The sequence below is a fragment of the Arthrobacter sp. Ha26 genome, assembly GCF_059091705.1.
Window position 1 is genome coordinate 108642 of record NZ_JBNHGX010000001.1, and the last position, 24216, is coordinate 132857.

Annotated in this window: 24 protein-coding genes and 1 riboswitch; of the genes, 12 read left to right on the forward strand and 12 right to left on the reverse strand. The window is 67.1% G+C overall.

Translation table 11 applies throughout. The features are described from left to right. Positions 1 to 90 precede the first annotated feature (90 nt). The 3 genes from AC5RVY_RS00450 to hemE all read right to left on the reverse strand — a co-directional run bounded on the left by AC5RVY_RS00450 (position 91) and on the right by hemE (position 3703). Positions 91 to 1044, reverse strand: coding sequence for a hypothetical protein (locus AC5RVY_RS00450; RefSeq protein ID WP_493952757.1), 954 nt, complete (start codon positions 1042 to 1044; stop codon positions 91 to 93). A 139-nt stretch (positions 1045 to 1183) separates the two neighbouring features. After that, entirely contained in the window at positions 1184 to 2605 is a 1422-nt protein-coding gene (gene hemG, locus AC5RVY_RS00455) for a protoporphyrinogen oxidase (RefSeq protein ID WP_493952758.1), read from the reverse strand. A gap of 3 nt (positions 2606 to 2608) precedes the next feature. After that, positions 2609 to 3703, reverse strand: a complete 1095-nt coding sequence (gene hemE, locus AC5RVY_RS00460) for a uroporphyrinogen decarboxylase (protein WP_493952759.1) — start codon at positions 3701 to 3703, stop codon at positions 2609 to 2611. Positions 3704 to 3861: 158 nt separating this feature from the next. On the opposite strand from hemE, the gene AC5RVY_RS00465 reads away from it, so the two are divergent. Beyond that, the gene (locus AC5RVY_RS00465) at positions 3862 to 5181 is read left to right on the forward strand and encodes a glutamyl-tRNA reductase (RefSeq protein WP_493952760.1); all 1320 of its coding nucleotides are present in this window, start codon (positions 3862 to 3864) and stop codon (positions 5179 to 5181) included. Between the two features lie 191 nt (positions 5182 to 5372). Here AC5RVY_RS00465 and moeB read toward each other — a convergent pair whose 3' ends face one another. Then, entirely contained in the window at positions 5373 to 6572 is a 1200-nt protein-coding gene (gene moeB / locus AC5RVY_RS00470; protein WP_493952761.1) for a molybdopterin-synthase adenylyltransferase MoeB, read from the reverse strand. 84 nt (positions 6573 to 6656) lie between these two features. Here moeB and AC5RVY_RS00475 point away from each other — a divergent pair, with 84 nt between their 5' ends. Genes AC5RVY_RS00475 through AC5RVY_RS00485 form a run of 3 tightly spaced genes read left to right on the forward strand, consistent with a single transcriptional unit; the run spans position 6657 to position 7934 of the window. After that, a complete protein-coding gene (locus AC5RVY_RS00475; RefSeq protein WP_493952762.1) occupies positions 6657 to 7322 on the forward strand; it encodes a TetR/AcrR family transcriptional regulator in 666 nt (221 codons plus the stop codon). Positions 7323 to 7373: 51 nt separating this feature from the next. Then, positions 7374 to 7598, forward strand: coding sequence for a DUF3107 domain-containing protein (locus tag AC5RVY_RS00480; protein WP_493952763.1), 225 nt, complete (start codon positions 7374 to 7376; stop codon positions 7596 to 7598). A 33-nt stretch (positions 7599 to 7631) separates the two neighbouring features. Beyond that, positions 7632 to 7934, forward strand: a complete 303-nt coding sequence (locus tag AC5RVY_RS00485) for a hypothetical protein (RefSeq protein ID WP_493952764.1) — start codon at positions 7632 to 7634, stop codon at positions 7932 to 7934. A 60-nt stretch (positions 7935 to 7994) separates the two neighbouring features. Here AC5RVY_RS00485 and AC5RVY_RS00490 read toward each other — a convergent pair whose 3' ends face one another. From AC5RVY_RS00490 to AC5RVY_RS00505, 4 genes are all read right to left on the reverse strand, one after another. Beyond that, a complete protein-coding gene (locus AC5RVY_RS00490; RefSeq protein ID WP_493952765.1) occupies positions 7995 to 8333 on the reverse strand; it encodes a 4a-hydroxytetrahydrobiopterin dehydratase in 339 nt (112 codons plus the stop codon). 53 nt (positions 8334 to 8386) lie between these two features. Further along, a complete protein-coding gene (locus AC5RVY_RS00495) occupies positions 8387 to 9196 on the reverse strand; it encodes a thiazole synthase (RefSeq protein ID WP_493952766.1) in 810 nt (269 codons plus the stop codon). 3 nt (positions 9197 to 9199) lie between these two features. Next, positions 9200 to 9436 (reverse strand): sulfur carrier protein ThiS, encoded by a 237-nt coding sequence (gene thiS, locus AC5RVY_RS00500; protein WP_493952767.1) that lies wholly within the window; start codon positions 9434 to 9436, stop codon positions 9200 to 9202. Beyond that, complete coding sequence (locus AC5RVY_RS00505) at positions 9433 to 10794, reverse strand: FAD-dependent oxidoreductase (RefSeq protein ID WP_493952768.1); 1362 nt, start codon at positions 10792 to 10794, stop codon at positions 9433 to 9435. The genes thiS and AC5RVY_RS00505 overlap by 4 nt, the downstream gene beginning before the upstream one ends. After that, positions 10787 to 10905: riboswitch (TPP riboswitch) on the reverse strand. It overlaps the preceding gene by 8 nt. 27 nt (positions 10906 to 10932) lie before the next feature. On the opposite strand from AC5RVY_RS00505, the gene thiE reads away from it, so the two are divergent. From thiE to AC5RVY_RS00525, 4 genes are all read left to right on the forward strand, one after another. Then, positions 10933 to 11670 carry a thiamine phosphate synthase gene (gene thiE / locus AC5RVY_RS00510; protein WP_493952769.1) on the forward strand — a complete coding sequence of 246 codons (738 nt, stop codon included), beginning with the start codon at positions 10933 to 10935 and terminating at the stop codon, positions 11668 to 11670. A 126-nt stretch (positions 11671 to 11796) separates the two neighbouring features. Continuing rightward, positions 11797 to 13290 carry an RNB domain-containing ribonuclease gene (locus AC5RVY_RS00515; RefSeq protein WP_493952770.1) on the forward strand — a complete coding sequence of 498 codons (1494 nt, stop codon included), beginning with the start codon at positions 11797 to 11799 and terminating at the stop codon, positions 13288 to 13290. Between the two features lie 289 nt (positions 13291 to 13579). Next, positions 13580 to 15265: a DEAD/DEAH box helicase gene (locus tag AC5RVY_RS00520; RefSeq protein WP_493952771.1), complete on the forward strand. Its 1686-nt coding sequence runs from the start codon at positions 13580 to 13582 to the stop codon at positions 15263 to 15265. Positions 15266 to 15273: 8 nt separating this feature from the next. Continuing rightward, the gene (locus AC5RVY_RS00525; protein ID WP_493952772.1) at positions 15274 to 16146 is read left to right on the forward strand and encodes a DNA-methyltransferase; all 873 of its coding nucleotides are present in this window, start codon (positions 15274 to 15276) and stop codon (positions 16144 to 16146) included. A gap of 14 nt (positions 16147 to 16160) precedes the next feature. Here AC5RVY_RS00525 and AC5RVY_RS00530 read toward each other — a convergent pair whose 3' ends face one another. Beyond that, the gene (locus AC5RVY_RS00530; RefSeq protein ID WP_493952773.1) at positions 16161 to 17009 is read right to left on the reverse strand and encodes a PHP domain-containing protein; all 849 of its coding nucleotides are present in this window, start codon (positions 17007 to 17009) and stop codon (positions 16161 to 16163) included. An 80-nt stretch (positions 17010 to 17089) separates the two neighbouring features. Between AC5RVY_RS00530 and AC5RVY_RS00535 the strand changes: the two genes are divergently transcribed. Next, positions 17090 to 18670 (forward strand): aminopeptidase P family protein, encoded by a 1581-nt coding sequence (locus AC5RVY_RS00535; protein WP_493952774.1) that lies wholly within the window; start codon positions 17090 to 17092, stop codon positions 18668 to 18670. 75 nt (positions 18671 to 18745) lie between these two features. Here AC5RVY_RS00535 and AC5RVY_RS00540 read toward each other — a convergent pair whose 3' ends face one another. Continuing rightward, positions 18746 to 19654, reverse strand: coding sequence for a YflT domain-containing protein (locus tag AC5RVY_RS00540; RefSeq protein WP_493952775.1), 909 nt, complete (start codon positions 19652 to 19654; stop codon positions 18746 to 18748). Between the two features lie 77 nt (positions 19655 to 19731). On the opposite strand from AC5RVY_RS00540, the gene AC5RVY_RS00545 reads away from it, so the two are divergent. Genes AC5RVY_RS00545 through AC5RVY_RS00555 form a run of 3 tightly spaced genes read left to right on the forward strand, consistent with a single transcriptional unit; the run spans position 19732 to position 22837 of the window. After that, positions 19732 to 21015 (forward strand): magnesium transporter MgtE N-terminal domain-containing protein, encoded by a 1284-nt coding sequence (locus AC5RVY_RS00545; protein ID WP_493952776.1) that lies wholly within the window; start codon positions 19732 to 19734, stop codon positions 21013 to 21015. Then, positions 20999 to 21697: a DUF1003 domain-containing protein gene (locus AC5RVY_RS00550; protein ID WP_493952777.1), complete on the forward strand. Its 699-nt coding sequence runs from the start codon at positions 20999 to 21001 to the stop codon at positions 21695 to 21697. The genes AC5RVY_RS00545 and AC5RVY_RS00550 overlap by 17 nt, the downstream gene beginning before the upstream one ends. Further along, on the forward strand, positions 21698 to 22837 hold the full coding sequence (locus AC5RVY_RS00555) for an Mrp/NBP35 family ATP-binding protein (RefSeq protein ID WP_493952778.1): 1140 nt from the start codon (positions 21698 to 21700) through the stop codon (positions 22835 to 22837). A gap of 31 nt (positions 22838 to 22868) precedes the next feature. On the opposite strand, the gene AC5RVY_RS00560 is transcribed toward AC5RVY_RS00555, so the two are convergent. Beyond that, positions 22869 to 23282, reverse strand: coding sequence for a twin-arginine translocase TatA/TatE family subunit (locus AC5RVY_RS00560; RefSeq protein ID WP_493952779.1), 414 nt, complete (start codon positions 23280 to 23282; stop codon positions 22869 to 22871). Between the two features lie 69 nt (positions 23283 to 23351). Further along, entirely contained in the window at positions 23352 to 24212 is an 861-nt protein-coding gene (locus tag AC5RVY_RS00565) for an anti-sigma factor (RefSeq protein ID WP_493952780.1), read from the reverse strand. Positions 24213 to 24216 lie beyond the last annotated feature (4 nt).

The window sequence follows — 24216 nt, forward strand, 5'->3', positions numbered from 1 at the left end:
CCCGCCAAGTCGAAACCGGCGAGTTCTACAAGCCGTAGAAGTAGTCAATGTCACACTGGGGCCCGCTTTGCGGCGGCCAATGCGCCCGGTCTAGGGATTCCGCAGGCGGAAAAAGACCAGTCCCGCTGCTCCGGCCATTCCCACCAGCCCGGACCCCAGCCACACCAGGGCGCTTTTTGGCTCTGCCTGGTGATTCAGCTCAGCGCTGCTCCGCACGCTGTTGACCCGGGTGCCGCCGCCGTAGGAGGGGACCCACTCCTGATTCGCCTGCGGCACCGCATAAGGCGATGCGTATGGGGCTTGTCCCGTGGCAGCGGCCGCACCCGGTGCCGCGTGTGCAGTGGCGCCAGTTCCGGCCTGGGCTTCCGCGGTGTCCGCCATTGCTCCGGCCAGCGCAGACTGCGGGGCCGTGGCACCGTCGGGACTCACGGCCGACTCAGGGGAAGGGACGCCGGCAACCCCGGCCGCAGCAGGCGGGATTTCTCCAGCCGGGACCCCCTCCGCAGAAGACGCCGGGGCCGGGGCGGAGGACGCAGGAGACGTTCCCAGTGAGTCGGTGGCGGAGCCTGCAGGAGCAGACGTTGCAGGACGGGTTGCTGCCGGAGTGGTTTGTGCCGGAGCGCTGGAGCCTGTGGTGCCGGCCGAGGGAACAGGGGACGGCGCCGCGGTGCTTGCAGGCGCTGGCGTCGCTCCGGGCGCCCGGGTGGCGGCAATGGCCGGCACAAGAGCGGAAGGGACGGCTGTGACGGAAACAGAAGCAGTGGCAGACGGACTGGCCCCGGCCCCACCTTTGGGAACGGGATAGGGGTTCTTCCGGCGGTCCTGTCCGGCCGCCTCCCCGCCTGCGGCGGCAAGCTGCCCGTTCAAGGAGGCCACCACCGGGAGGGATGCGGTGTCCACGGCCGGGGCCGCGGGGTCGCCGGGGTCAGCCGTTCCTTCCTTGGCTTGGGACGCCGGGACGCCTGTAGTTAGGACCAGTACCGCTCCGATTGCCGCGGCTGCAGCGCCGCGCCGGATTCCCCCATGGATACCAGTCCGGGACATTGAAAGCTCGGACCTGTGTTGAACCATAGTCATCGACCCTAGCCATGCCGCCGGCAGAATTGAAAGCTGGTGAAGCCGGGAATGGGCGCCCTGGGCAGGACTCATTCGGCAGTGCTGCCGCGCTGACCAGTAAGGATGTTCAGCCGGCCAGCTTCCGGATCTGTTCCTGTGTGTCGGACACCACGGCGGCGAGTCCGTTGCCTGCCACCCAGCCGCCCACCACGGCGAGGCCGCCGGACGCGCTGCAGGCTTCCCGGATTGCGGTTACCCGTGCACGGTGTCCGACGGCGGCAAACGGCAGGGATCCGGGCCACCGGACAACGTCCCAGTCCACAACATCCTGCCGGCTGATGCCAACGCCCAGCAGGACGGAGGCATCGCGCAGCGACGCGGCCAGGAGCTCACCGTCGGTATCGGGTCCGGCGGGCTGGTTGCCTCCATCGTCAATGCGTCCGTAGGAGAGCCGGACCACATGCCTTCCCGGGCCGGCGGCTGCGGCCAGCCAGTCCCATTTGCCCGTCGCATGGGTTAGGGCCTTCGCCCGGATGCCGGGGGTTTGCGGCGCCACCAGGACGCCTGTGCCGCGCGGGCGGCGGTCCAATTCGGGTTTGTCCAGTACCAGGGTGACAAGCTGCACGTCCGGGCCGGAGCCCGGCTGCCTGCCCGCGATCCCCGGGACCGCGTCCTCCAGCAGCCCTACGGCGGCCGGGCCGTCCACGGCAGCTACCAGCAGGCCGCCGTCGTACGTTTTTCCGGCCGTGCCGACGCGCCACCCTTCGGGCGTCCGCTCCACCGCGGCGGCGCGGGTTCCGGACAGGAGCGTGACGCCCCGGTTGCGGAGGTCGCTGACCAGCGCGCCCACCAATGTATGCATGCCGCCTTCAAGGCCGGCGACGGCGGAGCCGGCCTTGGCAGGTCGGGCGCTGTTGCGCCGCTGCGCAGCAACGGAGGCGGCCAGGGAGCCGTGCTTGCGGAGTCCTGCACGGAGTCCTGGCGCCACCATGTCGACGTCGAGAAGGGAAGGGTCTGCTGAGTGGACGCCTCCCACCACCGGCTCCACCAGACGCTCCAGGACGCGGGCGCCCATCCTTGCCCGGACGAGGGCGGCCACGCTGACCAGGTCGCCACCCGCACCTACCGAGGCGGGCAGGATCCTGTCCAGCGAGGCGCGCAGCGAGCCAAGCAGTCCCAGCGAGCGGCGCACTTCGGGGTCCCAGGGGTTGGCCGGGATCCCCAGCACACCTGTTTTGGGAAGTTCGCGCGGTCCCTCCGGGAGCTGCACCCAGGCTCCGCCGGACCGGGGCTGGACAATCCTGCCGGACAGGCCCAGCTCGCCGGCCAGGGCGGCGACGGCGTCGGAGCGGGTGGCAAAGGACTCCGCCCCGCTGTCCAGGGTGAGGCCGGCAACCACGTGGCTGCCCACGCATCCGCCCCACTCCTGGCCCGCTTCCAGGACTGTTACCTGGTGTCCGGCAGCAGCCAGTTCCCGGGCGGACAGGAGTCCGGAGATCCCTCCGCCCAGCACCAGGGCGGTTACTGCCCCGGCCCGGTTGGTCTCCACGTTTTACTCCGGGGAGATGGAGTGGATGAGTTCCACAAGCCGGGTCAGGACGGCAGGGTCGGTTTCAGGAGGGACGCCGTGACCGAGGTTAAGGACATGGCCCGGTGCTGTTGCGCCGGCCCTGATGACATCGCGGACGTGGGCCTCAAGTACTTCCCAGGGGGCCGGGAGCAAAGCGGGGTCAATGTTTCCCTGGAGCGGGACGGACCCACCCAGGCGGCGGTTGGCTTCATCCAGCGGAAGCCGGTAGTCCACACCCACGACGTCCACGCCCACGTCACGCATGGCCACCAGGAGCTCGGAAGTGCCGGTGCCGAAGTGGATCAGCGGTGCGCCATGGTGCCGCACGTGGTCAAGGGCGCGCGAGGACGCCGGTGCCACAAATTTTGTGTAGTCGGCCAGCCCCAGGGAACCTGCCCAGGAGTCGAAGAGCTGGGCCGCAGAGGCGCCGGCCTCGAGCTGGGCCTGCAGGAACAGACCGGAAGCGTCGGCGGCCCAGTTGGCCAGCGCGCCCCACGTCTCGGGATCGGCGTGCATCATGGTCCGCGGGCCGAGGTGGTCGCGCGAGGGCTTGCCTTCCACCATGTAGGCCGCCAAAGTGAAGGGTGCGCCGGCAAAGCCGATCAGGGGTGTCTTGCCAAGCTCTGCCACCGTAAGGCGCACAGCTTCCCGGATGGGCTCCAGGGCCTCCCACGTCAGCTGCGGCAGGGCCGCCACGTCGGCCGCGGTCCGCACCGGCCTGTCCAGGACGGGCCCCACGCCCGGCACGATGTCCACGCCTACGCCGGCCAGTTTCAGGGGGATAACGATGTCGGAGAAGAAGATGCCGGCATCGACGTCGTGGCGCCGCACGGGCTGGAGCGTGATCTCCGAGGCCAGCTCGGGCCGGAGGCAGGAGTCCAGCATGGCGATGCCCTCACGGACCTTGAGGTACTCGGGAAGGGAGCGCCCGGCCTGCCGCATGAACCACACGGGGCGCCGGGACGGCTTGCCGCCCCGGTAGGCCGTAATCAGCGGCGAGTCGGCGGTGCGGCCATCCACGAGCGGATGGTCTGCAGCGAGGGCGCCGGCAGCGGACATGGCAGGGCTGGAAGTCATGCCTCTGATTGTGCCCAAAAACGGCAGTAAAAGATAACGACAGCCTGTCATGCCAGGGCCTCCCGGCAGTCCAGTGTCAGGAATCACAGAGAGCGGCCGCCGCTGCCGGGGACGACAGTTGTTCTACCGGGGAACGAAAAAGCTATGATTGACCTGCTGTGGTTCTTTTCTCATTGGTGGCAACACACGCCGACATCGATCTTGAGACCGTTGCTCAACTGAGCAACGGTGCTTCGGAGATCGCCACATCCGCCCTGTCCGGGTCGCCGGCGGTGACGGGTGCGGTTGTCCTTGCCACCTGCAACCGGTACGAAATCTACGGCGAGGCCCCGCATCCGGATGACGTTGAGGCTGCCCGCGCCGCCCTCGTTGCGCAGATCAGCGAAGCCAGCGGACTCAGCGAACCGCTCGTTTCCCGCTCCTTCAGCACCCGGACCGGACCTGAAGTCACCCAGCACCTTTTCGCCGTCAGCGCGGGACTGGACTCGGCCGTCGTCGGGGAACGCGAGATCGCCGGGCAGGTCCGGCGGGCGCTGATCACCGCGCAGCACGAAGGCACTGCCAGCTCCGGCCTCGTCCGGCTGTTCCAGGCCGCGTCCAAGACGGCCAAGGACGTGGGAGCCCAGACCGCCCTCGGGTCCCGGGGCCTGTCCATCGTCTCGGTCGCCCTGGACCTTGCCACGGATCTTTCCGAAAACCCTGACTGGTCCACCAAGAAAGTAGTGGTTTTCGGGACCGGTGCCTATGCCGGCGCCACCATGGCGCTGCTGCGTGAACGCGGCTGCACCGACGTTTCAGTCTTCTCCTCCTCCGGCCGCGCCGAAGGCTTCGTGGCCACCCGCGGCGGAACCGCCCTGGACGCCGACTCGCTGCGCCCGGCCGTGGCTGCCGCGGACGTGATGATCGGCTGCAGCGGGTCTGACACCCGCGTTGAGGCCGACGAACTGGCCCTGGTCCGCGCGGATTCCCCACAGCCGCTGATCGCCATTGACCTTGCCCTCACCCACGACTTTGATCCCGGCGTCGGCGAGCTGGACGGTGTGGAGCTGCTGACCCTTGAATCCGTGCGCCTGGCGGCCCCGCAGGAACAGGCTGAATCCCTGGCCCAGGCCAGCGGCATCGTCAGCGGCGCTGCCAAGGCGTTCGAACAGGAGCGGGAGGCCCGGTCCGTGGACTCCGCCATTGTTGCCCTGCGCCGGCACACCATGAACGTGCTGGACGCGGAGATGGAAAAAGTCCGTGCCCGGCACGGCTGCACCGCTGCTGCCGAAGAAGTGGAGTTTGCACTCCGCCGCATGGTCAAGCAGCTGCTCCACGTCCCCACCGTCCGCGCCCGCGAGCTGGCCGCCAACGGCCAGCAGGACGAGTACGTGGCCGCCTTGGAGGCCCTCTACGGCATCACCGTTGAGCAGCCCGCCGCCCGCGCCGTCCCGCAGGCGGAGTGCCCGGTGGACCACAGCGACCGCGAAACGGCCTGACCCGCGCCGCCGCGCCCAGCACCTCCTGCCCTACCCCAAGCCGACGCCCCATCACCTCCTGCCCTACCCCAAGCCGACGCCCCATCACCTCCTGCCCTACCCCAAGCCGACGCCCCATCACTTTCTTCAGAGAAGTGATGGCGCGTTGCGTGAAAGCCTGCAGGAAGTGGTGGCGCGTCCTGGCCGTGGGGTCAGTAGACGGGCTTGTGGGGTTCCACTTCACGCACCCAGGCGAGGATGCCGCCGTCGAGGTGGCTGACCCGCTGGTAGCCTGCCTGCTGCGCGGCAGCCAGCACGTTGGCTGAGCGGGTACCGCCCTTGCAGAGGAACACAATGTCCCTGTCCTGCGGCAGTTCATTCCACGCCTCGCCGGCAAGGATCCGTCCCTGCGGGATCAGCTTTGCCCCGTCAATCCGGACGATGTCGTATTCACCGGTTTCCCGCACATCCACCAGCTCAAAGTCTTTCAGTCCTGCCTTCCGTGACGCGAGCATAGTGGCCAGCTGCGTTGCGGTGACCGTGTGTTCGTTGTCTGACGGTGCAGCCGGAGCGATGCCGCAGAAGGCCTCGTAGTCGGTCAGCTCGGTAATGGGAGCCGCTGCCGGGTCCTTCGAGACCCGGATCTCGCGCCAGCTTCCGCCCAGTGCGTCAAACAGGGCCACGCGGCCCAGCAGGGAACGTCCGACGCCGGTGATCAGCTTGACTGCCTCGGTCACCATCAGCGACCCCACGGCCGCACAGAGCATGCCGAACACCCCGCCCTCGCCGCAGGACGGCACGGAGCCGGCGGGCGGCGCCTCCGGGTAGAGGTCCCGGTAGGTGGGGCCGTGCTTCTCCCAGAAGACACTGACCTGGCCGTCAAACCGGAAGATGGAACCCCAGACGTAGGGTTTGCCGAGGATGGCGGCAGCATCGTTCACCAGGTAGCGGGTGGCGAAATTGTCCGCGCCGTCCAGGATCAGGTCATAGCCGGCAAACAGGTCCAGGGCATTCGTGGCATCCAGCCGGACGTTGTGCAGCCGGACGTCCACCAGGGGGTTGAGCGCGGCAATGGCGTCGCGTGCAGACTCGATCTTCGGCCGGCCGACGTCGGCAACGCCGTGGATGACCTGGCGCTGCAGGTTGCTGAGGTCAACGGCGTCGTCGTCGATGATGCCGAGCGTTCCCACGCCCGCGGCCGCAAGGTACAGCAGCGCGGGCGACCCCAGCCCGCCGGCGCCGATGACCAGCACCTTGGCGTTCTTGAGCCGCCGCTGGCCCACGGCCCCGATTTCCGGAATGATGAGGTGCCGCGAGTAGCGTTCCACCTCGTCGGCAGTGAGCTCACCCGCCGGTTCAACCAGCGGATCCAGTGAAACTGTTGAAACATTTGCGGTAAATGTCGAAGCCATACTTCAATGTATGCCCCCGGATACCGCCGGGTCATATTACCCCGAAGTAGAGTGGGGGTAACTGCAAGGGAAAGAAGGACAACTGTGGTCCACGAAGCACGGGCCGGCCGGCCGTCCGCAGCCGAACCGCAAACGGCGCCACGCCCCACCGGGCAACGGTCCGCCAGGCTTCCCAGGGACGAGAGAAGAGCACAGCTCCTTTCCGCAGCACAGGAAGTTTTTGTGGCCAACGGGTACCACGGCGCGGCCATGGACGAGATCGCCGAGACGGCCCGCGTCAGCAAACCCGTCCTCTACCAGCACTTTCCGTCAAAGCGGGAGCTGTACCTCGCCCTGCTGGAAAGCCACCTGGCATCCCTCACCGAGCTGATGCTGGGGGCGTTGAACTCCACTACGGACAACGACGAACGCGTGCAGGCCGTCATGCGCGCCTATTTCCAGTTCATCGCCAACGATGACCAGGCCCACCGGCTCGTTTTCGAGTCGGATCTCATCAATGATCCCGATGTCAGCTCCCGGCTGGAAACCTTCAACCGGACCTTCGCCGATGCGATTGCCCGCGTCATCGCCGAAGACACCAAGCTCCCCCATCTGGAAGCCGAGCTGTTGGCCCGCGGACTTGCCGGCATGGCCCATGTGAGCGCACGGTATTGGCTCGAAACGCACGGCACCCTGGACCTCAATGTGGCCAGCGACCTCATCTACCGTTTAGCTTGGCGCGGAATCTCTCGCTTCCCCAAAGAGTCCTAGACTACAAATAAGACATAACGACAGATACGTGAATTGGCTGGGAGGCCCCCTGTGGAAATAAAGATCGGCGTTCAAAACGTTGGCCGCGAGATTGTGCTGGAGTCGAACCAGGATGCAGACTCGGTGGCCAAGGTAGTCGAGGAAGCCATCAGCAACGGCGGCGAGCTCCGACTGAAGGATGACAAGGGACGCCTGATCATTGTGCCCGGGAAGGCACTGGCCTATGTGGAGATCGGCGCTGAGGAAGTCCGCCGCGTGGGCTTCGGCCAGTTCTAGTCCCGGCCCTTCACGGGTGTTAGGAGGAGAGCCATGCTTTCACTGACCATCGTGGTGCTGGTGACGGCCGCCGCAGGTCTCATCGTCTGGGCCAATGACAAACGCCATACGAAATACGGCGTCGTCCTGCCGGCCGGTGTTGCTGTGGCTGTGGGAGCGTTGAGCTGGATCATCCTGATGGCCGCAGGCTTTGGATACCGTCCCGGGCTCACATGGATGCCGTGGGTCCTGCCCATGGTGCTGGGAACGGCTGCGGCCGTGGCGGCAGTGGTCTACCTGGGCCGCACCCGTGCCAGGCAGGACCTGGAACGGCTCACCGCAGCACTGAAGCTCTAGCCGGAAAACAGCATCAAGAACGTTCCGTGACCACTGCCCTTGGGCGGTGGTCACGGCCGGTTAAGCCCCGGCTGGATGTTTTGCCGGCTCCGCGGCCGCGTGGACCGCGGCGGCCGCTTCACTCACCGCCTCAGCGGCTCCGACGTCGCGGGCGGTGACCTCTCCCCCGGCATCGTGTGACGTGTAGCGGAGGAATACCCGGTTGTACCGCCAGTCCAGGTCCGGGTGGTGGTTTTGTTCCTCCGCGAGGCGGCCGACGGCGGCAATCAGCTCGAGCGCGGCAGCGGACGTCGGCATTTTGTACACGGTCAAAAGGGCGCCCTCGTGGTAGCGCCAGTCGGGCAGGACGGCCAGCGCGTCCTCAAGCCGTTCGGGGGAAAGAACATCGTTGGCGGCCATGACTGCTCCTCTTCTGCCGTGCCCGGCCCGGGCTGGCATCGGGCTCCGGAAGGCTAGAGGAACTCGGCCCGGCCTTCCATGGCGGATGACGCCAGTGCATGTTCGCGGCGCGGTATCCTGCCGGCCGCTTTCGCCAGCCTACCGGCGATGACCGCGTGTTTGAAGGCCTCCCCCATCAGTGCAGGGTTTTGCGCGCGGGTAACCGCCGTGGCCAGCAGCACGGCGTCGCAGCCCAGCTCCATGGCCAGGGCCGCGTCCGAGGCAGTGCCGATTCCCGCGTCCAGCACCACCGGTACCGACGCCCGGGACACAATCAGTTCGATGTTGTGCGGGTTCAGGATGCCAAGCCCGGTACCGATGGGCGCGCCGAGCGGCATGACCGCCGTGGCACCGAGGTTCTCGAGTCGGAGGGCCAGGACCGGGTCATCGTTGGTATAGGCGAAAACCTTGAAGCCCCTGTTGACGAGCTGCTCGGTCGCGTCCACCAGTTCGACGGCGTCCGGCAGGAGGGTGTGTTCGTCGGCGATGACTTCCAGCTTCACCCAGTCCGTTTCCAGCGCCTCGCGGGCCAATTCCGCCGTCAGCACGGCGTCCCGGGCCGTGAAGCAGCCGGCGGTGTTGGGCAGCACGCGGATGTTGTGGTCCACGAGCAGCTGGAACAGTGAGCCTGTTTCCGCCGTCGAGTAGCGCCGCATGGCCACGGTGGTCAGGCTGGTGCCGGAGGCCACGAGTGCCGCACCGAGCCCATCGAGGCTTGGGGCGCCGCCGGTGCCCATGATGAGCCGGGATTCCAGTTCCACGCCGTCAATGACCAGCGGATCCTGCAGCGCCGAGGGGGCTCCGGTGATGATGGTTTCGCTCATGGGTCAGCCTCCCTGCACAGCCGTGACGAGTTCAACTTCGTCGCCATCCGCGAGCGCAGTTGCGAACCACTGGCTGCGCGGCACCACCTGGGAATTGTGGGCCACTGCCACCCCGAGTTTCTGCCCGTCTGTGGCCTGGCCGTCCGGACCGAGGGGCCGTCCGGTGACCTGGCTGACGAGCAGTGTGATGGATGCACCGTCCGGCACGGGGTGCCGGGTTCCGTTCAAGGTGATGTTCATACTGTTTCCTTTGTGCGCGGTTGGCGGCTGCTGGTTGCGGGGCGGCTGGTGGGGGCGCCGGCCGTTGCGGGGCCGGAAAAGCGGGAGGGGCTGAAGGACGCCCAGCGGGAGTCCTCGCGGCCATCCAGGAGGTCCCGGCAAATGGCGGCTGCCGCCGGCGTCAGGAGGACGCCGTGGCGGAAGAATCCGGTGGCGATGAGGAGGCCGGGAACCTGGCCGCCCTCGCCTGCCCCACCGCCGGCGGCCGTGACACGGCCCAGCAGCGGTGCATTATCGGGCGTTGCGGGGCGCGCGCGGGCCGTGCACTCCAGGAGTTCCAGTTCGGCGACGGCGGGAAGCAGCACCTGGGCGTCGCGAAGGAGCTGGTACACGCCCCCGGCGGACACCGCGCCCGCGGAGGACGGCGCGTCTTCGCGCTGGGTTGCCCCGATCACCACGGTGCCGTCCCGGCGGGGAACGATATATACCGGGACGCCGCGCACCAGTCCCCGCACGGTGGACGCGACCAGCGGCCGCAGATGCGGCGGCACTGCGAGTCGCAGGATGTCCCCATGGACGGGCCGCAGCGGAAGGTGCAGGCCTTCCGGCAGTGATCCCAGTTCTGCTGCCTGAAGCCCGTTGGCCACCACCGTTTCTCCGGCCCGCACGGTTCCCCCGCCAGCAAGGTGGACGCCGGCAACGGCACCGTCCTGCCACAACAGCGCGGTTGCTTTATCCGGCACGGCGTAACCGTCGACGGCGGCCGCTACTGCTACGACCCCGCCGCCAGTCCCGCTGTGGTCGCCTGCGTTCGGGCAATCATGGTCGGCGAGCGCGCGCCGCAGGCACTCCACCAGCAGCCTCGGATCCACTTGGTGGTCGGCCGGGGTATCCAGGGCGCAGGCGATGGCCGGGCTGAGCAGTGCCTCTTTCACGCGGGCTTCGCGGACAGTGAGGGGCTCAACCGTGAGGCCGTTGGCCTGTTGCGCGGCCCGCAGGTCCATCAATGCCCTGCGGTCGGCGGCGTCGGCACCCACGGCGAGGGTCGGCGTCGTGATGTATCCCGGATCCGCGCCTGACGCGGCGCGAAGGCCGGCCACAAAAGCGGGCCAGCGGGACGATGCGTCCAGCATCAGCTCGAGGAGGTCCTCCTCCTGATAGTGCAGTTCGCTGACCGGGGCAAGCATCCCGGCGGCCGCCCAGCTGGCCCCGGAACCGGGCGCGTCATCGATGAGCACTACCGAGCGCCCCGAGCGTTTCGCCTCCCAGGCGATGCCGTGGCCGATCACTCCGCCGCCGATCACTGCAACGTCGGCTTGAATGGTGTATCCGGGCGTGGATGCTGGTTCCGTTGCCCGGGGCTTTGATGGTGCGCTCATGTGTCTCCTTCCCTACGCCGGTATTAGCCGGATCAGGTCAAGCGGTCGGCTCTGACGCCCTCTCAGCCCGGCGCTTTGTGACAGCTGCCGCGGGCTCCCGCAGTACGAGGCCAGTGTAGAGGAACTAGGCTTGCCCCCATGAATGTGTCCCACACTCCAGCCGCCGGCACCGATGTCCTCAGCACCACCAAAATCAGCAACGGCCTCAGCACCGCGCGCCTGTACCTCTGCACGGATGCCCGGAAGGACCGCGGGGATTTCGGGCAGTTCGTGGATGCTGCCTTCACCGGTGGTGTGGACATCATCCAGCTCCGGGACAAAACCATCGAGGCCGCCGAAGAGCTGGAACTCCTGGCCGTGCTGAAGGAAACGGCGGAGCGGCACGGGCGCCTGTGGGCGGTCAATGACCGGGCCGATATCGCCGTGCTGTCCGGTGCGCCCGTGTTCCATATCGGCCAGAAGGACCTTCCCCTGGCGGCTGCCCGCACCTTGCTTAACGGCAATGCGGCCATCGGCCTGTCCAGCCATGCCCCGGAGCAGGTGGCCGCCGCCCTTGCTGCCGCAGCCGGCCCGGCGGGGCTGGATTACTTCTGTGTCGGCCCGGTATGGGCAACGCCCACCAAGCCGGGCCGGGCGGCCGTGGGGCTCGACCTGGTGAAATATGCAGCGGAAGCGTCCCGGACAGCCGGGCAGGACGGACCGTCCGACGGCGGAGTCCCCTGGTTTGCGATTGGCGGCATTGACCACGGCAACGTGGAGCAGGTAGTGGAAGCGGGTGCCCGAAGGATCGTGGTGGTCCGGGCCATCACCGAGGCGGACGATCCTGCTGCTGCCGCTGCATCACTCCTCGCCGCTTTGGACGCCCGCCGTTCCTGATCATTCGCGCCGTTAACACTCCGGCGTGCCGGCGCCGGTTGCCTTGCCTTTCCTGGCGCGTTTAACGCCGCCCCGCACGGGCCCGGTCCCTGCAATATCGCCGGAATTCGGGCTAGGCTGGCTTTCGTGTCACACCATCGGCTGGCTCCCAACGTCCACGAGCACAACAACGCGCTCGAGGCGGCGCTCGGTGCGCTGCGGACCGAACTGGAGCTGCCCGGCGCCTACCCCGATGCTGCTGTTGCCGACGCCAAAGCAGCCGTGGAATCGCTGCAGCTGCCCGCCTACGATCTGACCGCCGTCGAGTTCATCACCATCGATCCGGCGTCCTCCACGGACCTGGACCAGGCCCTGTTCATCGAGCCCGACGGCGACGGGTACCACGTGCTGTACGCCATCGCCGATGTGCCCGCGTTCGTGACCCCCGGGGGCCCGTTGGACGCGGAGACCCGGCGCCGCGGACAAACGTTCTACGCCCCCGACGGCCGGATCCCCCTGCACCCGGAAATCATCAGTGAACAGGCCGGCAGCCTCCTTCCTGGCCAGGACTGCTCGGCGTTCGTCTGGGATTTCCGCCTCGACAACGCCGCCGAAATCACGGCCGTCGGTGTCAGGCGGGCCCGGATGCGCAGCCGCGCAAAGCTCAGCTACAAGGGCGCCCAGGCGGATCTCGACACCGGCACTGCCTCGCCGGTACTGCGGCTCCTGAAGGAGGTGGGGATAAAGCGCGTGGAGCTGGAGCGGGCCCGCGGCGGCGCCAGCTTGAACATGCCTGACCAGGAGATCGTCCAGCTTCCCGACGGCGGCTACCGGATTGCCGCCGCCCCGCAGCTGCCGGTGGAGGACTGGAACGCGCAGATATCCCTGATGACCGGAATGGCCGCGGCCCGGCTCATGCTCACGGGCCAGGTGGGTATCCTGCGCACCATGCCGTTCCCGGATGATCGCTCCCTTAACCATTTCCGGCTTCAGACCGAAGCCCTGGGCAAGCCATGGGACGGAGAAGTCAGCTACGGCGAATACCTGCGAAGCCTGGACCCTACCGATCCCCGTCAGCTGGCCATCATGCACTCGGCCGGCATGCTGTTCCGCGGTGCCGCCTACACAGCTTTTGACGGATCCGTGCCGGAGGCGGCTGTCCAGTCGGCCATCGGCGCCGCCTATGCGCACACCACTGCCCCGCTGCGCCGCCTTGTGGACCGCTTTGTCCTGGTCATCTGCGAGGCCTTAAGCAACGGTGGGAACGTGCCGGAGTGGGCACGGGAAGCCCTGCCAACATTGCCGGAGATCATGGCCGGATCCGATCAGCTGGCCTCGCGCATGGAGCGCATGGCGCTGGACACGGTGGAGGCCGCCCTGCTGGTCAACCATATTGGCCAGGAGTTCGACGCGATCGTTATTTCCGGGTCCAAGCCCCAGAAGGACAACGGGAAGAACGGGAACGGCAACGGAAAGAACGGCAACGGCAACGGGAACGGCGGTTGGGGGACCATCCAGATCGCGGACCCCGCCGTCACCGCCCGCTGCGCCGGCGAACTCGAGTCCGGAACCAAGGTCCGGGTCCGCCTGCTCTCCTCGGATATCGCAACGCGGGAAGTCCATTTCGAGCTGGTCCAGTAGCGGCGCCGAGGGCCGGTGGAAGGGCGAAAGCCGGTATTTGGGCTTCCTGCGGCTAGACTGAAGAAGTAGAAATGGATGCCCGGTCGTTGATTTCCTTGATTTGAAACCAACAAGCCCGCCCCTACGCGATCTTGAGATGTACCCGCTGGTCACCAGTGCCAGCATTTAGATAGCCCGCGATCGGCTTCCACTGGAATTGCTTGCGCGCCCGAGCGTGCTCCGGAACAGCCTTACGGCAGACCCGTTGAGCAGGCAGCGCCAACGCCCAAATGAATAAGGAAACTCACCAGTGAGTGAATTGCATACCCACCAACTTCTGACCGACGAGTCCGGCACCGAAACCCTCGAGCCGGAAGAGACCATCATCTCGGACGAGAAGCCGCATGAGATCGCGGAAAAGTCCTTCGCCGACTACAACGTGCGCGCCGATATCGTTGAGTCCCTGGCCGACGCCGGCATCACCCACCCCTTCCCCATCCAGGCAATGACCCTTCCGGTGGCCCTGTCCGGCCACGACATCATCGGCCAGGCCAAGACCGGTACCGGTAAAACCCTCGGATTCGGCATCCCCGCCCTCCAGCGCGTGGTGGGCCAGGACGATCCCGGCTACGAAAAGCTCGCCGTCCCCGGTGCCCCGCAGGCCCTGGTTATCGTTCCCACCCGCGAACTCGCGGTGCAGGTGGCCAATGACCTGCAGACCGCGTCGCGGAAGCGCAACGCCCGTATCGCCACAATCTATGGCGGCCGGGCCTATGAGCCGCAGGTGGAAGCGCTGAAGAACGGCGTCGAGGTGGTGGTGGGCACCCCGGGCCGTCTCATCGACCTCTTCAAGCAAAAGCACCTGAGCCTGAAGAATGTCAAGATCGTCATCCTGGACGAGGCCGATGAGATGCTGGACCTCGGGTTCCTGCCCGACGTCGAGACCCTCATTGCGGCCACGCCTGCCGTGCGCCAGACCCTGCTCTTCTCCGCCACCATGCCCGGACCCGTCATCGCCATGGCGCGCCGCTACATGACCCAGCCCACGCACATCCGGGCCGCGGACCCCGAGGATGAGGGCCTGACCAAGCGCGACATCCGCCAGCTGATCTACCGTGCCCACAGCATGGACAAGATCGAGGTGGTGGCGCGCATCCTGCAGGCCAAGGGCCGCGGACGCACCATCATCTTCACCAAGACCAAGCGCACTGCCGCCAAGGTTGCGGAGGAACTGGTGGACCGCGGCTTCGCGGCAGCCGCCATTCACGGCGACCTCGGCCAGGGCGCCCGCGAGCAGGCACTTCGGGCCTTCCGCAACAACAAGGTGGACGTCCTCGTGGCAACGGACGTGGCCGCCCGCGGCATCGACGTTGAAGATGTCACCCACGTCATCAACTACCAGTGCGTCGAAGACGAGAAGATCTACCTGCACCGCGTGGGCCGCACCGGCCGCGCCGGGAACAAGGGCACCGCAGTCACATTCGTGGATTGGGATGACATGCCGCGCTGGGGCCTGATCAACAAGGCGTTGGGCCTGAGCGTGCCCGAGCCGGTGGAGACATACTCGTCCTCTCCGCACCTCTACGAAGACCTCGACATCCCCGAGGGAACCAAGGGACGCCTGCCGCGCGACAAGCGCACCTTGGCCGGGGTTGACGCCGAGGTACTTGAGGACCTGGGGGAAACCGGCAAGAAGAACGCCCGCGGCAGCCGTGACGCAGGCCGCTCCCGTGAGGGTGACGGCCGCGGCCGCGAAAGCCGTGGCGGAAACCGCGACGGCGGACGCAGCGGCGGTAACGCCGGCCGCACCGGTGAGCGCCGCCGTCGTACACCTGACGCAGCTGCAGGCCCCGCCGCTGCCGGTGAGGCCCCTGCCGCGACCGAAACGGAGCAGCCCTCACGCACCCGCCGGCCGCGCACCCGCACCCGCCGCCGCAACGGCGAGGTAGTGGCCGGCGGCGAATCTGCCGCTCAGCCCGGCAGCACCGAGGCCTAACACCCTTCATGACTGACCCTGCCTGGGCGCCGGACGGCAGCAGCCTGGTGGTTCACGCGGACAACGCGGAGTTCCTCCCCACGCTGCCGGACGGCGCCTTCACCCTGATCTACGTGGATCCGCCGTTCAATACCGGCCGTCCACAGCAGCGCCAACAGACCACCATGGTGGCCAACGCGGAAGGTACCGGCGACCGCCTCGGTTTCAAGGGGCGCTCCTACGACACCATCAAGGGCGCGCTGCACCGCTACGACGACGCGTTCAGCGATTACTGGTCCTTCCTTGAGCCGCGGCTCGTTGAGGCGTGGCGGCTGCTGGCCGAGGACGGCACGCTGTACCTGCACCTGGACTACCGTGAGGTGCACTATGCCAAGGTGATGCTGGATTCCATCTTCGGCCGCGAGTGCTTCTTGAACGAGATCATCTGGGCGTACGATTACGGGGCCCGCGCAAAGAACCGGTGGCCCACCAAACACGACAACATCCTCGTGTACGTCAAGAACCCGGCAAAGTACCATTTCGACAGTGCAGAGGTGGACCGTGAGCCCTACATGGCGCCCGGTCTGGTGACCCCGGCCAAACGCGAACTGGGAAAGCTTCCCACCGATGTCTGGTGGCACACCATCGTCTCCCCCACCGGCAAGGAAAAAACCGGCTATCCCACGCAGAAGCCGGAGGGCCTGGTCCGCCGTGTGGTGGCAGCCTCAAGCCGGCCGGGCGACTGGTGCCTGGACTTCTTCGCCGGCTCAGGCACCTTGGGCGCCGTCTCGGCCAAGCTCGGGCGGAAGTTTGTGTGCGTGGACCAGAACCAGCCTGCCATCGACATCATGGCCAAGCGGCTGGGTGCCCACGCCGAGTTCACGTCCTACCCAGTTAACTGACTGGGAGGGCGGGGTCAGGGGCGGACGACGGCGGTCCCGGTTCCGAGTTCCTCGATCCGGGCCAGGACTTCAGGCGCGGTGACATTCTCGCCGAGCAGGTTCGGTTTGCCCGTCCCGTGGTAGTCCGAGGACCCGGTGATCAGCAGGTCATGCTTCGCGGCGAGCCGGCGCAGGAACCCGCGGCCTTCCTCCGGGTTGTCGCGGTGGTTGACCTCCAACCCGGCCAGCCCGGCGTCGATCATCTCCTGGTAGACGCGCTCGCCCACGATCCGGCCCCGGGACGAGGCCACGGGGTGGGCAAACACCGGGACGCCTCCGGCGGCGCGGACGAGTTCCACGGCGGTGGCAGGGTCCGGTGCGTAATGCTGGATGAAGTAGCGGGACCGGGAGGTGAGGATGGAGGAAAACGCCTCGGATCGGTCCTCCACCACACCGGCCGCCACCAGGGCATCGGCAATGTGCGGGCGGCCCAGCGTGGCGCCGGGTGCCACGTGGTGGATGACGTCGTCCCAGGTGAGCGGGTAATCCTCCGCCAGCAGGGTGACCATCCGCTCCGCGCGGGTCAGCCGGGCATCCTTGGCCTTGGTGATTTCCTCCAGCAGCCCCGAATGTTCGGGATCATGCAGGTAACTCAAAAGGTGGACACTGATCCCCTGCTCCGTTCGGCACGAAACCTCCATCCCGGGCACCAGGGCGACACCATGCTCCACCGCTGCAGCGGCTGCCTCCGCCCAGCCCGAAGTGGAATCATGGTCGGTCAGCGCCACCACGTCCAGCCCGGCGCGGGCAGCGGATGCCATCACGTCGGCAGGTTTTTCCGTACCGTCGGAAACGTTGGAGTGGGCATGCAGGTCAATCCTCACCTTCCCAGCCTAGTAGACAGCGCATCCCCCGTTCATGCAGGTATTCGCACAAGGCTTCATGCTGGTGAGACGATGGTGCCGTGAACGTTGCCGATAACACCCCCGATTCTGCTTCCCAGCCCCTGGAAGAGCGCGTCAACAACCGCTCCCAGCGGCCCAGTTCCGACGCCTTCAAAGCCTTTATGGCCAGCAACTGGGCGCCCGCGAACCAGGCGCTCCCCCCGCGCGACGCGGTGGCCGATTACGCCGCGACCCGGCGCAAGGCCATCTCAGGCCTGTTCAAAGGTGAACGCCTGGTCATCCCCGCCGGGCCATTGAAGGTCCGCTCCAACGACTGCGACTACCGTTTCCGCCCCTACTCGGGCTTCGCCCACCTCACCGGGCTCGGCCTTGACCACGAGCCGGACGCCGTCCTGATCCTCGAGCCGGTGGAGGAGGGAAAGGGCGACGACGGCGGGAACCACCGTGCCACGCTGTACTTCCGGCCCCTGGCCGGGCGGGACACGGAACAGTTCTACGCTGATTCCAGGTCCGGGGAGTTCTGGATCGGCGCGCGCCCCACGCTGGCCGAATTCGAGGCCCGCCTGGGCCTGCCCACGGCACACATTGATCAGCTCGAAACCGCCATCACCAAGGACGTGGGTGCGCCCGAGATCGGGGGCATCTCCATCCGCCTGGTCCGCAAGGTGGACGAGAACATCGACGCCCTGGTGGACACGGCCCGGTACAACACCGCCAAGGACCCGGACAACCTGGACCTCGGCGTCTTCGATGCCCTGGACGAGAAGCTCAGCGAAGCCCTCTCGGAGCTGCGCCTGCTCAAGGATGCGTGGGAGATCGAGCAGATGCAACAGGCCGTCGCCGCCACGGTGGAGGGGTTCGAAGAGGTAGTGAAGGCCCTCCCGCGCGCGCTGACACACGCCCGCGGCGAACGGGTGGTGGAGGGCGCATTCTTCGCCCGCGCCCGCGAAGTGGGCAATGAACTGGGTTATGACACCATCGCAGCTTCAGGCAACAACGCCACCGTCCTGCACTGGACGCGCAACACGGGCAGGATCAACGCCGGCGAGCTTCTGCTGCTGGACGCCGGAGTGGAAGCCGACTCTCTGTACACGGCGGACATCACCCGGACCCTGCCCGCCACCGGGGTGTTCAGTGACATCCAGCGCAAGGTATATGAAGCTGTCCTGGATGCCGCGGACGCCGGATTCGCCGCGGCCCAGCCGGGAACCCGGTTCCGCGACATCCACACGGCCGCCACTACCGTCCTTGCCGAGCGGCTGGCCGAGTGGGGCCTCCTGCCGGTCAGTGTGGAGGAGGCCATCAGCCCTGAAGGACAGCAGCACCGCCGGTGGATGCCGCACGGCACCAGCCATCACCTGGGCCTCGATGTCCACGACTGCGCGCAGGCCAAGCGGGACCTCTACCTGGACGGCATCCTGACCGAAGGGATGGTCTTCACCATCGAACCGGGCCTGTACTTCAAGGAGGAGGACCTCGCCATCCCGGCGGAGTACCGCGGCATCGGCGTGCGGATCGAGGACGACATCCTGATGACGGCCGAAGGTCCGGTCAACCTGAGCGCTGCCTTGCCACGGAAGGTTGAGGACGTGGAGAACTGGATGGCGGGCATCTACCGCGAAGCCGGGGAAACACACTAAAAACGGTTGAAAAGCGAAAGCGGAGCCATCCGGAGATCCCTCCGGGTGGCCCCGCTTTTGGTTTCTGCGAAGGGGCTACTGCCGCGGTTCGCCCGACGGGCGCTGCTCATCCGTGGGGCGCTGCTCATCCATGGGGCGCTGCTCCGCCTGGGCACCCGCGTCGGGACCGTTCTGCGGCAGCCGGATGCCATACTGGGGCCGGCCGTCGGGCAGGTCGGGGTAACGCACCGCCCGTGCCGGCGAGGGCGGCGCCTCCTGCGCGCCGCTTTCGTGCTGCTGACCAGCGGCCTGCTGTCCGGCAGGCTGCTGTCCGGCGGGCGCCCCATAAGCGGTATCCTCCTGCCCGGAGTTGGCTGGTGACTGGCCGTAGGGATCGTTCCAGCCGGAGGGGCGGGCAGGGCCCTGGCCCGGCTGCTGGTAGGACTGGTTGTGGTAGTCCCGCTGTGTGTAGGGGCCGTTGCCGGCGGCGGCATCCGAACGCGTCATGGGCAACTGCTGCAGGAGCCTGCGGGCCTCGTGTGCGGCCTCGGGCGAGACGATCACGTCGTAGCTGGTGGCCACCACCTGGCTGGTGGAGGTGAAGTCGCGCTTTCCCCGCTGCATCGCATAGGTGACAATGCCGAACAGCATAAAGAACGCCGCACCCATCAACACCGACGTCAGGATGGAGAAGTACCCCGGCGACGGCGCAAAGAAGGAGAGCATGACACCCACGAACAGGCCAAACCACATACCGCTGAGCGCGCCGGACAGGGCAACCCGGGGATAGCTCAGGCGTCCCGTAACCCGCTCCACCATCTTCAGTTCGTTCCCCACGATGGACACCATCTGTACGGGGAACTGCTGGTCCGCGAGGTAGTCCACCGCCTTCTGGGCGTCCAGGTAAGAGGTGTAGGAGCCAACCGTGTCGCCGGTGGGAACGGCCCTGGCGTCGTCCATGCCGTTGGGGCCGCCGGCCTTGGGAGCACCAAATATGTTTGCCATAGTCCCATTCTTGCCCATATGCATGTGTGCTGCCTGTAAATTCAGCTAAAAGAGAGCAGACTCGGTAGCCTGTACAAGTGAGCACAACACCTACCCGCGTCTTCGTGGCGCGCCTGCTGGGACTCGACGTCTTCGACCCCTTGGGCGACCGGCTGGGCCGGTTGCGTGACGTTGTTGTGCTGTCCCGCGGGACGCAGGGAGCCCCGCACGTGGTGGGCATCGTGGTGGAAGTTCCCGGAAAAAAGCGCGTCTTTGTGCCCATGACACGGATTACCTCCATCGACCAGACGCAGATCATCTGCACCGGCCTGGTCAACCTTCGCCGCTTTGAACAGCGCGGCGCGGAAACGCTGGTGGTGGCGGAAATGTTCGACCGCCGCGTCACGCTCCGGGACGGCAGCGGCGACGCCACCATCGAGGACATCGCCATGGACCAGAGCCGCTCCCGCGACTGGTTCGTCAGCAAGCTTTTTGTCCGGCGCGGCCATTCCCTCTCCCCGCTGAGCCGCCTGCGCCGCAACGAAACCCTCATCATTGACTGGTCGGACGCCCTGCAGGGCCCGCGCACCGAGCCGCAGGCCGCAACCCAGTTCGTTGCGAACCACGAGGACCTCAAGCCCGCCGACTTCGCCGAAGCGCTGCAGGAGATGAGCGACAAACGCCGTTTCGAGGTGGCCAGCGAGCTCCAGGACGAACGCCTGGCCGACGTCCTGCAGGAGCTTCCCGAGGATGACCAGGTGGAGATCCTCTCTGCCCTGGACGTCCAGCGTGCCGCTGACGTGCTGGAGGAGATGGACCCCGACGACGCCGCCGACCTCCTCGGCGAGCTTCCCTCCGCCCAGGCCGAAGAGCTGCTCCAGCTGATGGAACCCGAGGGCGCGGAGGACGTGCGGCGCCTCCTGGAATACGACGAAGACACCGCGGGCGGCCTGATGACGCCTGTTCCGGTGATCCTGCCGCCCGAAGCCACGGTTGCCGAGGCGCTGGCCCATGTGCGGCGGGAGGAACTTTCCCCTGCCCTGGCCTCCTCCATATTCATCGCCAGGCCGCCGTTGGAGACGCCCACCGGCCGGTTCCTGGGCGTGGTGCACATCCAGCAGCTCCTCCGCTTCCCGCCGTTCGAATCGCTTGGCAACCTCGTGGACAAGAACCTGGAGCCGTTGTCCGACCAGGCCCACATCAGTGAAGTGGCGCGGACCCTGGCTACCTACAACCTGAACTCCCTTCCGGTGGTCAACGACGCCGGCCGGCTTGTGGGGGCGGTGACCGTCGATGACGTACTGGATCATCTGTTGCCCGATGACTGGCGCGCCCACGATGGCGAAGCCCCGATAAGAAGGCTCGGTGGCCGCATTGGCTGACATCACTGCTCCCAAGAACCCCGGACAGCGCCCCTCCTCCAAGCCGGCCTCGATGGGCAGCCTTGATACGCCGCTGAGCGGCCGGCAGCGGATGCTGCCCAAGCTCTCACCGGACCCGGACGCGTTCGGCCACGCCACTGAGGGCTTTGCCCGGTTTATGGGCACTCCGCAATTCCTGGTCTACATGACGGTGTTCGTCGTCATTTGGCTGGCCTGGAACACCTGGGCCCCGCTGGAATGGCAGTTCGACTCACGGGACCTCGGCTTCACGCTGCTGACCCTGATGCTGTCATTGCAAGCGTCTTACGCGGCACCCCTGCTGCTGCTGGCCCAGAACCGCCAGGACGACCGCGACCGCGTCTCGTTGCAGCAGGACCGCCAGCGCGCCGAACGCAACCTTTCCGATACTGAATACCTGACGCGGGAGCTCGCGTCGCTGCGTATCGCCCTGCGGGAAGTCGCAACCCGTGACTATGTCCGCGCCGAGTTGCGCTCGCTTCTGGAAGACATGCTCGAAGCCCAGGAAGAGCTCCGGACCCACGATCCGGCCGGCCAGGGGCAGCACGAATCCCCGCGCGACAAGGTGCGGGAAAAACTCAAGGAACAGCGCGAACGGCAGCGGAACCCCCGCACCCAGCAGATTCCCCGGCTCAAACCGGGCCATTCAACCCAGGAACGTTAATTGAGCGCACCTCCCGCCAGCCCCTCCGCCGAGGCAATCAACTCCGCCCTGGCCACGGTCATCGATCCCGAACTCCGCCGTCCCATCACCGAACTGGGCATGGTGGAGTCGGTGGGGATTTCCGACGACGGCCGGGTCACCCTCGCGGTCCTGCTCACCATCGCCGGCTGCCCGCTGCGGGACACCATCACCGCCGACGCCACCACGGCGCTGCTGGCAGTTCCCGGAGTGGCCGCCGTCGACGTGGAGCTTAAGGTGATGACCCAGGAACAGCGGGACGCCCTCAAGGAGCTGCTCCGAGGCGCCGGTGGCCAGCGCGGGATTCCCTTCAACCAGCCCGACTCCCTGACGAAGGTCTACGCCGTTGCCAGCGGCAAGGGCGGCGTGGGAAAGTCCTCCGTGACCGTCAACCTGGCCTGCGCCCTGGCGGCACAGGGGCTGCGGGTGGGAATCGTGGATGCGGACGTCTACGGTTTCTCGGTTCCGGCGTTGATGGGGATCACCCAGGCCCCCACCCGGGTGGACGACATGATCCTTCCGCCCGTTGCCTACGGCGTCAAGGTGATCTCCATCGGGATGTTCGTCAGCGGCAACCAGCCGGTGGCCTGGCGCGGTCCCATGCTCCACCGCGCCTTGGAGCAGTTCCTGACCGACGTGTACTTCGGTGACCTCGACGCACTGTTCCTGGACCTGCCGCCGGGCACCGGAGACATTGCGATCTCCGTGGCCCAGCTGCTGCCCAAGGCTGAGATCCTGGTGGTCACCACCCCGCAGGCAGCCGCGGCGGACGTCGCTGAACGGGCCGGTGCCATCGCCACCCAGACCGGGCAGAAGGTGGCCGGCGTCATCGAGAACATGTCCTACCTGGAAATGCCCGACGGCGGCAGGATGGATTTGTTCGGCAGCGGCGGCGGGATGGTGCTGGCAGAGCGCTTGACGGCGACGGTGGGTGAAGAGGTTCCGCTGCTGGGGCAGATCCCGCTGGACATCAAGCTGCGGGAGGGCGGCGACGCTGGGGCACCGATCGTCCTGGGACAGGCAGGCACTCCAGCAGCCGAGGCGCTTACGGGTATTGCCGGCCGGCTGGCTGCCAGGCCCCGCGGACTGGCCGGAATGAAGCTGGGGCTGCAGCCGCGCTGACCAGGCTGCCCAGGATTCCCGGGCTGGCCCCTTAGGTGGCTTCCGTATCGTAGGGCGCGGCCTCGCCCGGCGGAAGAGACTGCACTACGCGCACGGGCCGCTGGGGAGCAGCGGTATCCGCGCCAGCCACGGCAGCCGCGCCGGCGACAGCCGCAACGGCGGCCGGCGCGCCGGAGCTGACGGGCTTGGGGTCGTCGTCCAGAAGCGCTTCCTTGATAATGCGCCGGGGATCGTACTGGCGGGGATCGTACTTCTTCCAGTCGACATCATCGATGTCGATCCCCACTTCTTCCTTGATCTGTTCACGTGCACCGGATGCCATCCGGCGCACTTCCTTCACCAGGTTGGCCAGTTTCTGCGTGTATTCGGGCAGCCGCTGGGGGCCGATCACGAGCACGCCAATGATCAGCAGAAGAAAGAACTCCGGGCCGTTGATTCCAAACACTTTAGGAAGATTACCCTTTCCGGGCTGCCAGTGACGATTCCCGTCCGGGGGCGGCGAAAACTGTCCGCTTTACTGGGTAAAAAGGGCCACGATCTTATTCAGTCCGCGTTGCAGCCGGGTTGCCGGCGGCTCTCCGCCCTGCGTTGGCGGATCGTTCACGGCTTCCGCGAAAACACCTTCCGCTGCCCTCTCGCTGAGGCCTTGCAGGATAGGCACGGCGTCGTCGGCCTGGTCAGCGGGCAGGTTGGACTCGTAGGTGAAAGCCCGGCCCGGCAGCCGGTACGTGGCAGCCCAGGGGGAGGAAGTGAGGACCTGCAACCGTTCCCCGCCCGCCTCAGAGGACAGGTCCGTATCCGGCCCGGTATGGCGTTCGGTCACGGTGGCATAATGCGTCCCGTCCGAAAGCTTCAGTTCGACGGCGGGCCCGCCCTCGAGCACCAGAGCCTTGGCAGACTCCAGGTGGAATCCCATTGCCTGAAGTTCCGGGCAAACCCAGCCCTCCGAACGCAGGGCCGCCAAGCGCTCGGGGCCCAGTGTCCTGCCGTCGGCGGGCGTCTGCGAGGAAACATGCGAGAGGGTTGCGCCTGCCGCCGACCCCTCCGTCCCGGCCGCGTCGCCGGCAACCGCGAAGGCGCCGGCCGCGAGAACCCCCGCTGCTGCAACAGTGCTTCCGGCGGACATCGCCAGAATCCGGACCGCTGCCCGGGGCGCCTGGCGATGGTTCTCTGAAAGCGGCGGCTCGGCCGCCAACTCCTGGGTCCTCGCCAGAAGACGGGCAGTCAGGTCGTCACTTGCCGGCGGGATGGGGGCCTCCCGCAGCCGCTCCAGGTACTGGCGTTCCCGGCGGATGGCGGAGGCGCATTCGTGGCACGTCTGGATGTGGCTGGCGGTGCGCTGGTGCCTGCGGCCGAGCGGAAACTGGTGACTCATACGC

Coding starts and splice junctions, on each gene's coding strand:
- hemE (WP_493952759.1), bottom strand. CDS start 3,703: ATGACTTCCAGCCCTGCCATGTCCGCTGCCGGCGCCCTCGCTGCAGAC.
- moeB (WP_493952761.1), bottom strand. CDS start 6,572: ATGGCTTCGACATTTACCGCAAATGTTTCAACAGTTTCACTGGATCCG.
- AC5RVY_RS00495 (WP_493952766.1), bottom strand. CDS start 9,196: ATGAGCGAAACCATCATCACCGGAGCCCCCTCGGCGCTGCAGGATCCG.
- AC5RVY_RS00565 (WP_493952780.1), bottom strand. CDS start 24,212: ATGAGTCACCAGTTTCCGCTCGGCCGCAGGCACCAGCGCACCGCCAGC.
- AC5RVY_RS00525 (WP_493952772.1), top strand. CDS start 15,274: ATGACTGACCCTGCCTGGGCGCCGGACGGCAGCAGCCTGGTGGTTCAC.
- AC5RVY_RS00540 (WP_493952775.1), bottom strand. CDS start 19,654: ATGGCAAACATATTTGGTGCTCCCAAGGCCGGCGGCCCCAACGGCATG.
- thiE (WP_493952769.1), top strand. CDS start 10,933: ATGAATGTGTCCCACACTCCAGCCGCCGGCACCGATGTCCTCAGCACC.
- thiS (WP_493952767.1), bottom strand. CDS start 9,436: ATGAACATCACCTTGAACGGAACCCGGCACCCCGTGCCGGACGGTGCA.
- AC5RVY_RS00490 (WP_493952765.1), bottom strand. CDS start 8,333: ATGGCCGCCAACGATGTTCTTTCCCCCGAACGGCTTGAGGACGCGCTG.
- AC5RVY_RS00485 (WP_493952764.1), top strand. CDS start 7,632: ATGCTTTCACTGACCATCGTGGTGCTGGTGACGGCCGCCGCAGGTCTC.
- AC5RVY_RS00450 (WP_493952757.1), bottom strand. CDS start 1,044: ATGTCCCGGACTGGTATCCATGGGGGAATCCGGCGCGGCGCTGCAGCC.
- AC5RVY_RS00505 (WP_493952768.1), bottom strand. CDS start 10,794: ATGAGCGCACCATCAAAGCCCCGGGCAACGGAACCAGCATCCACGCCC.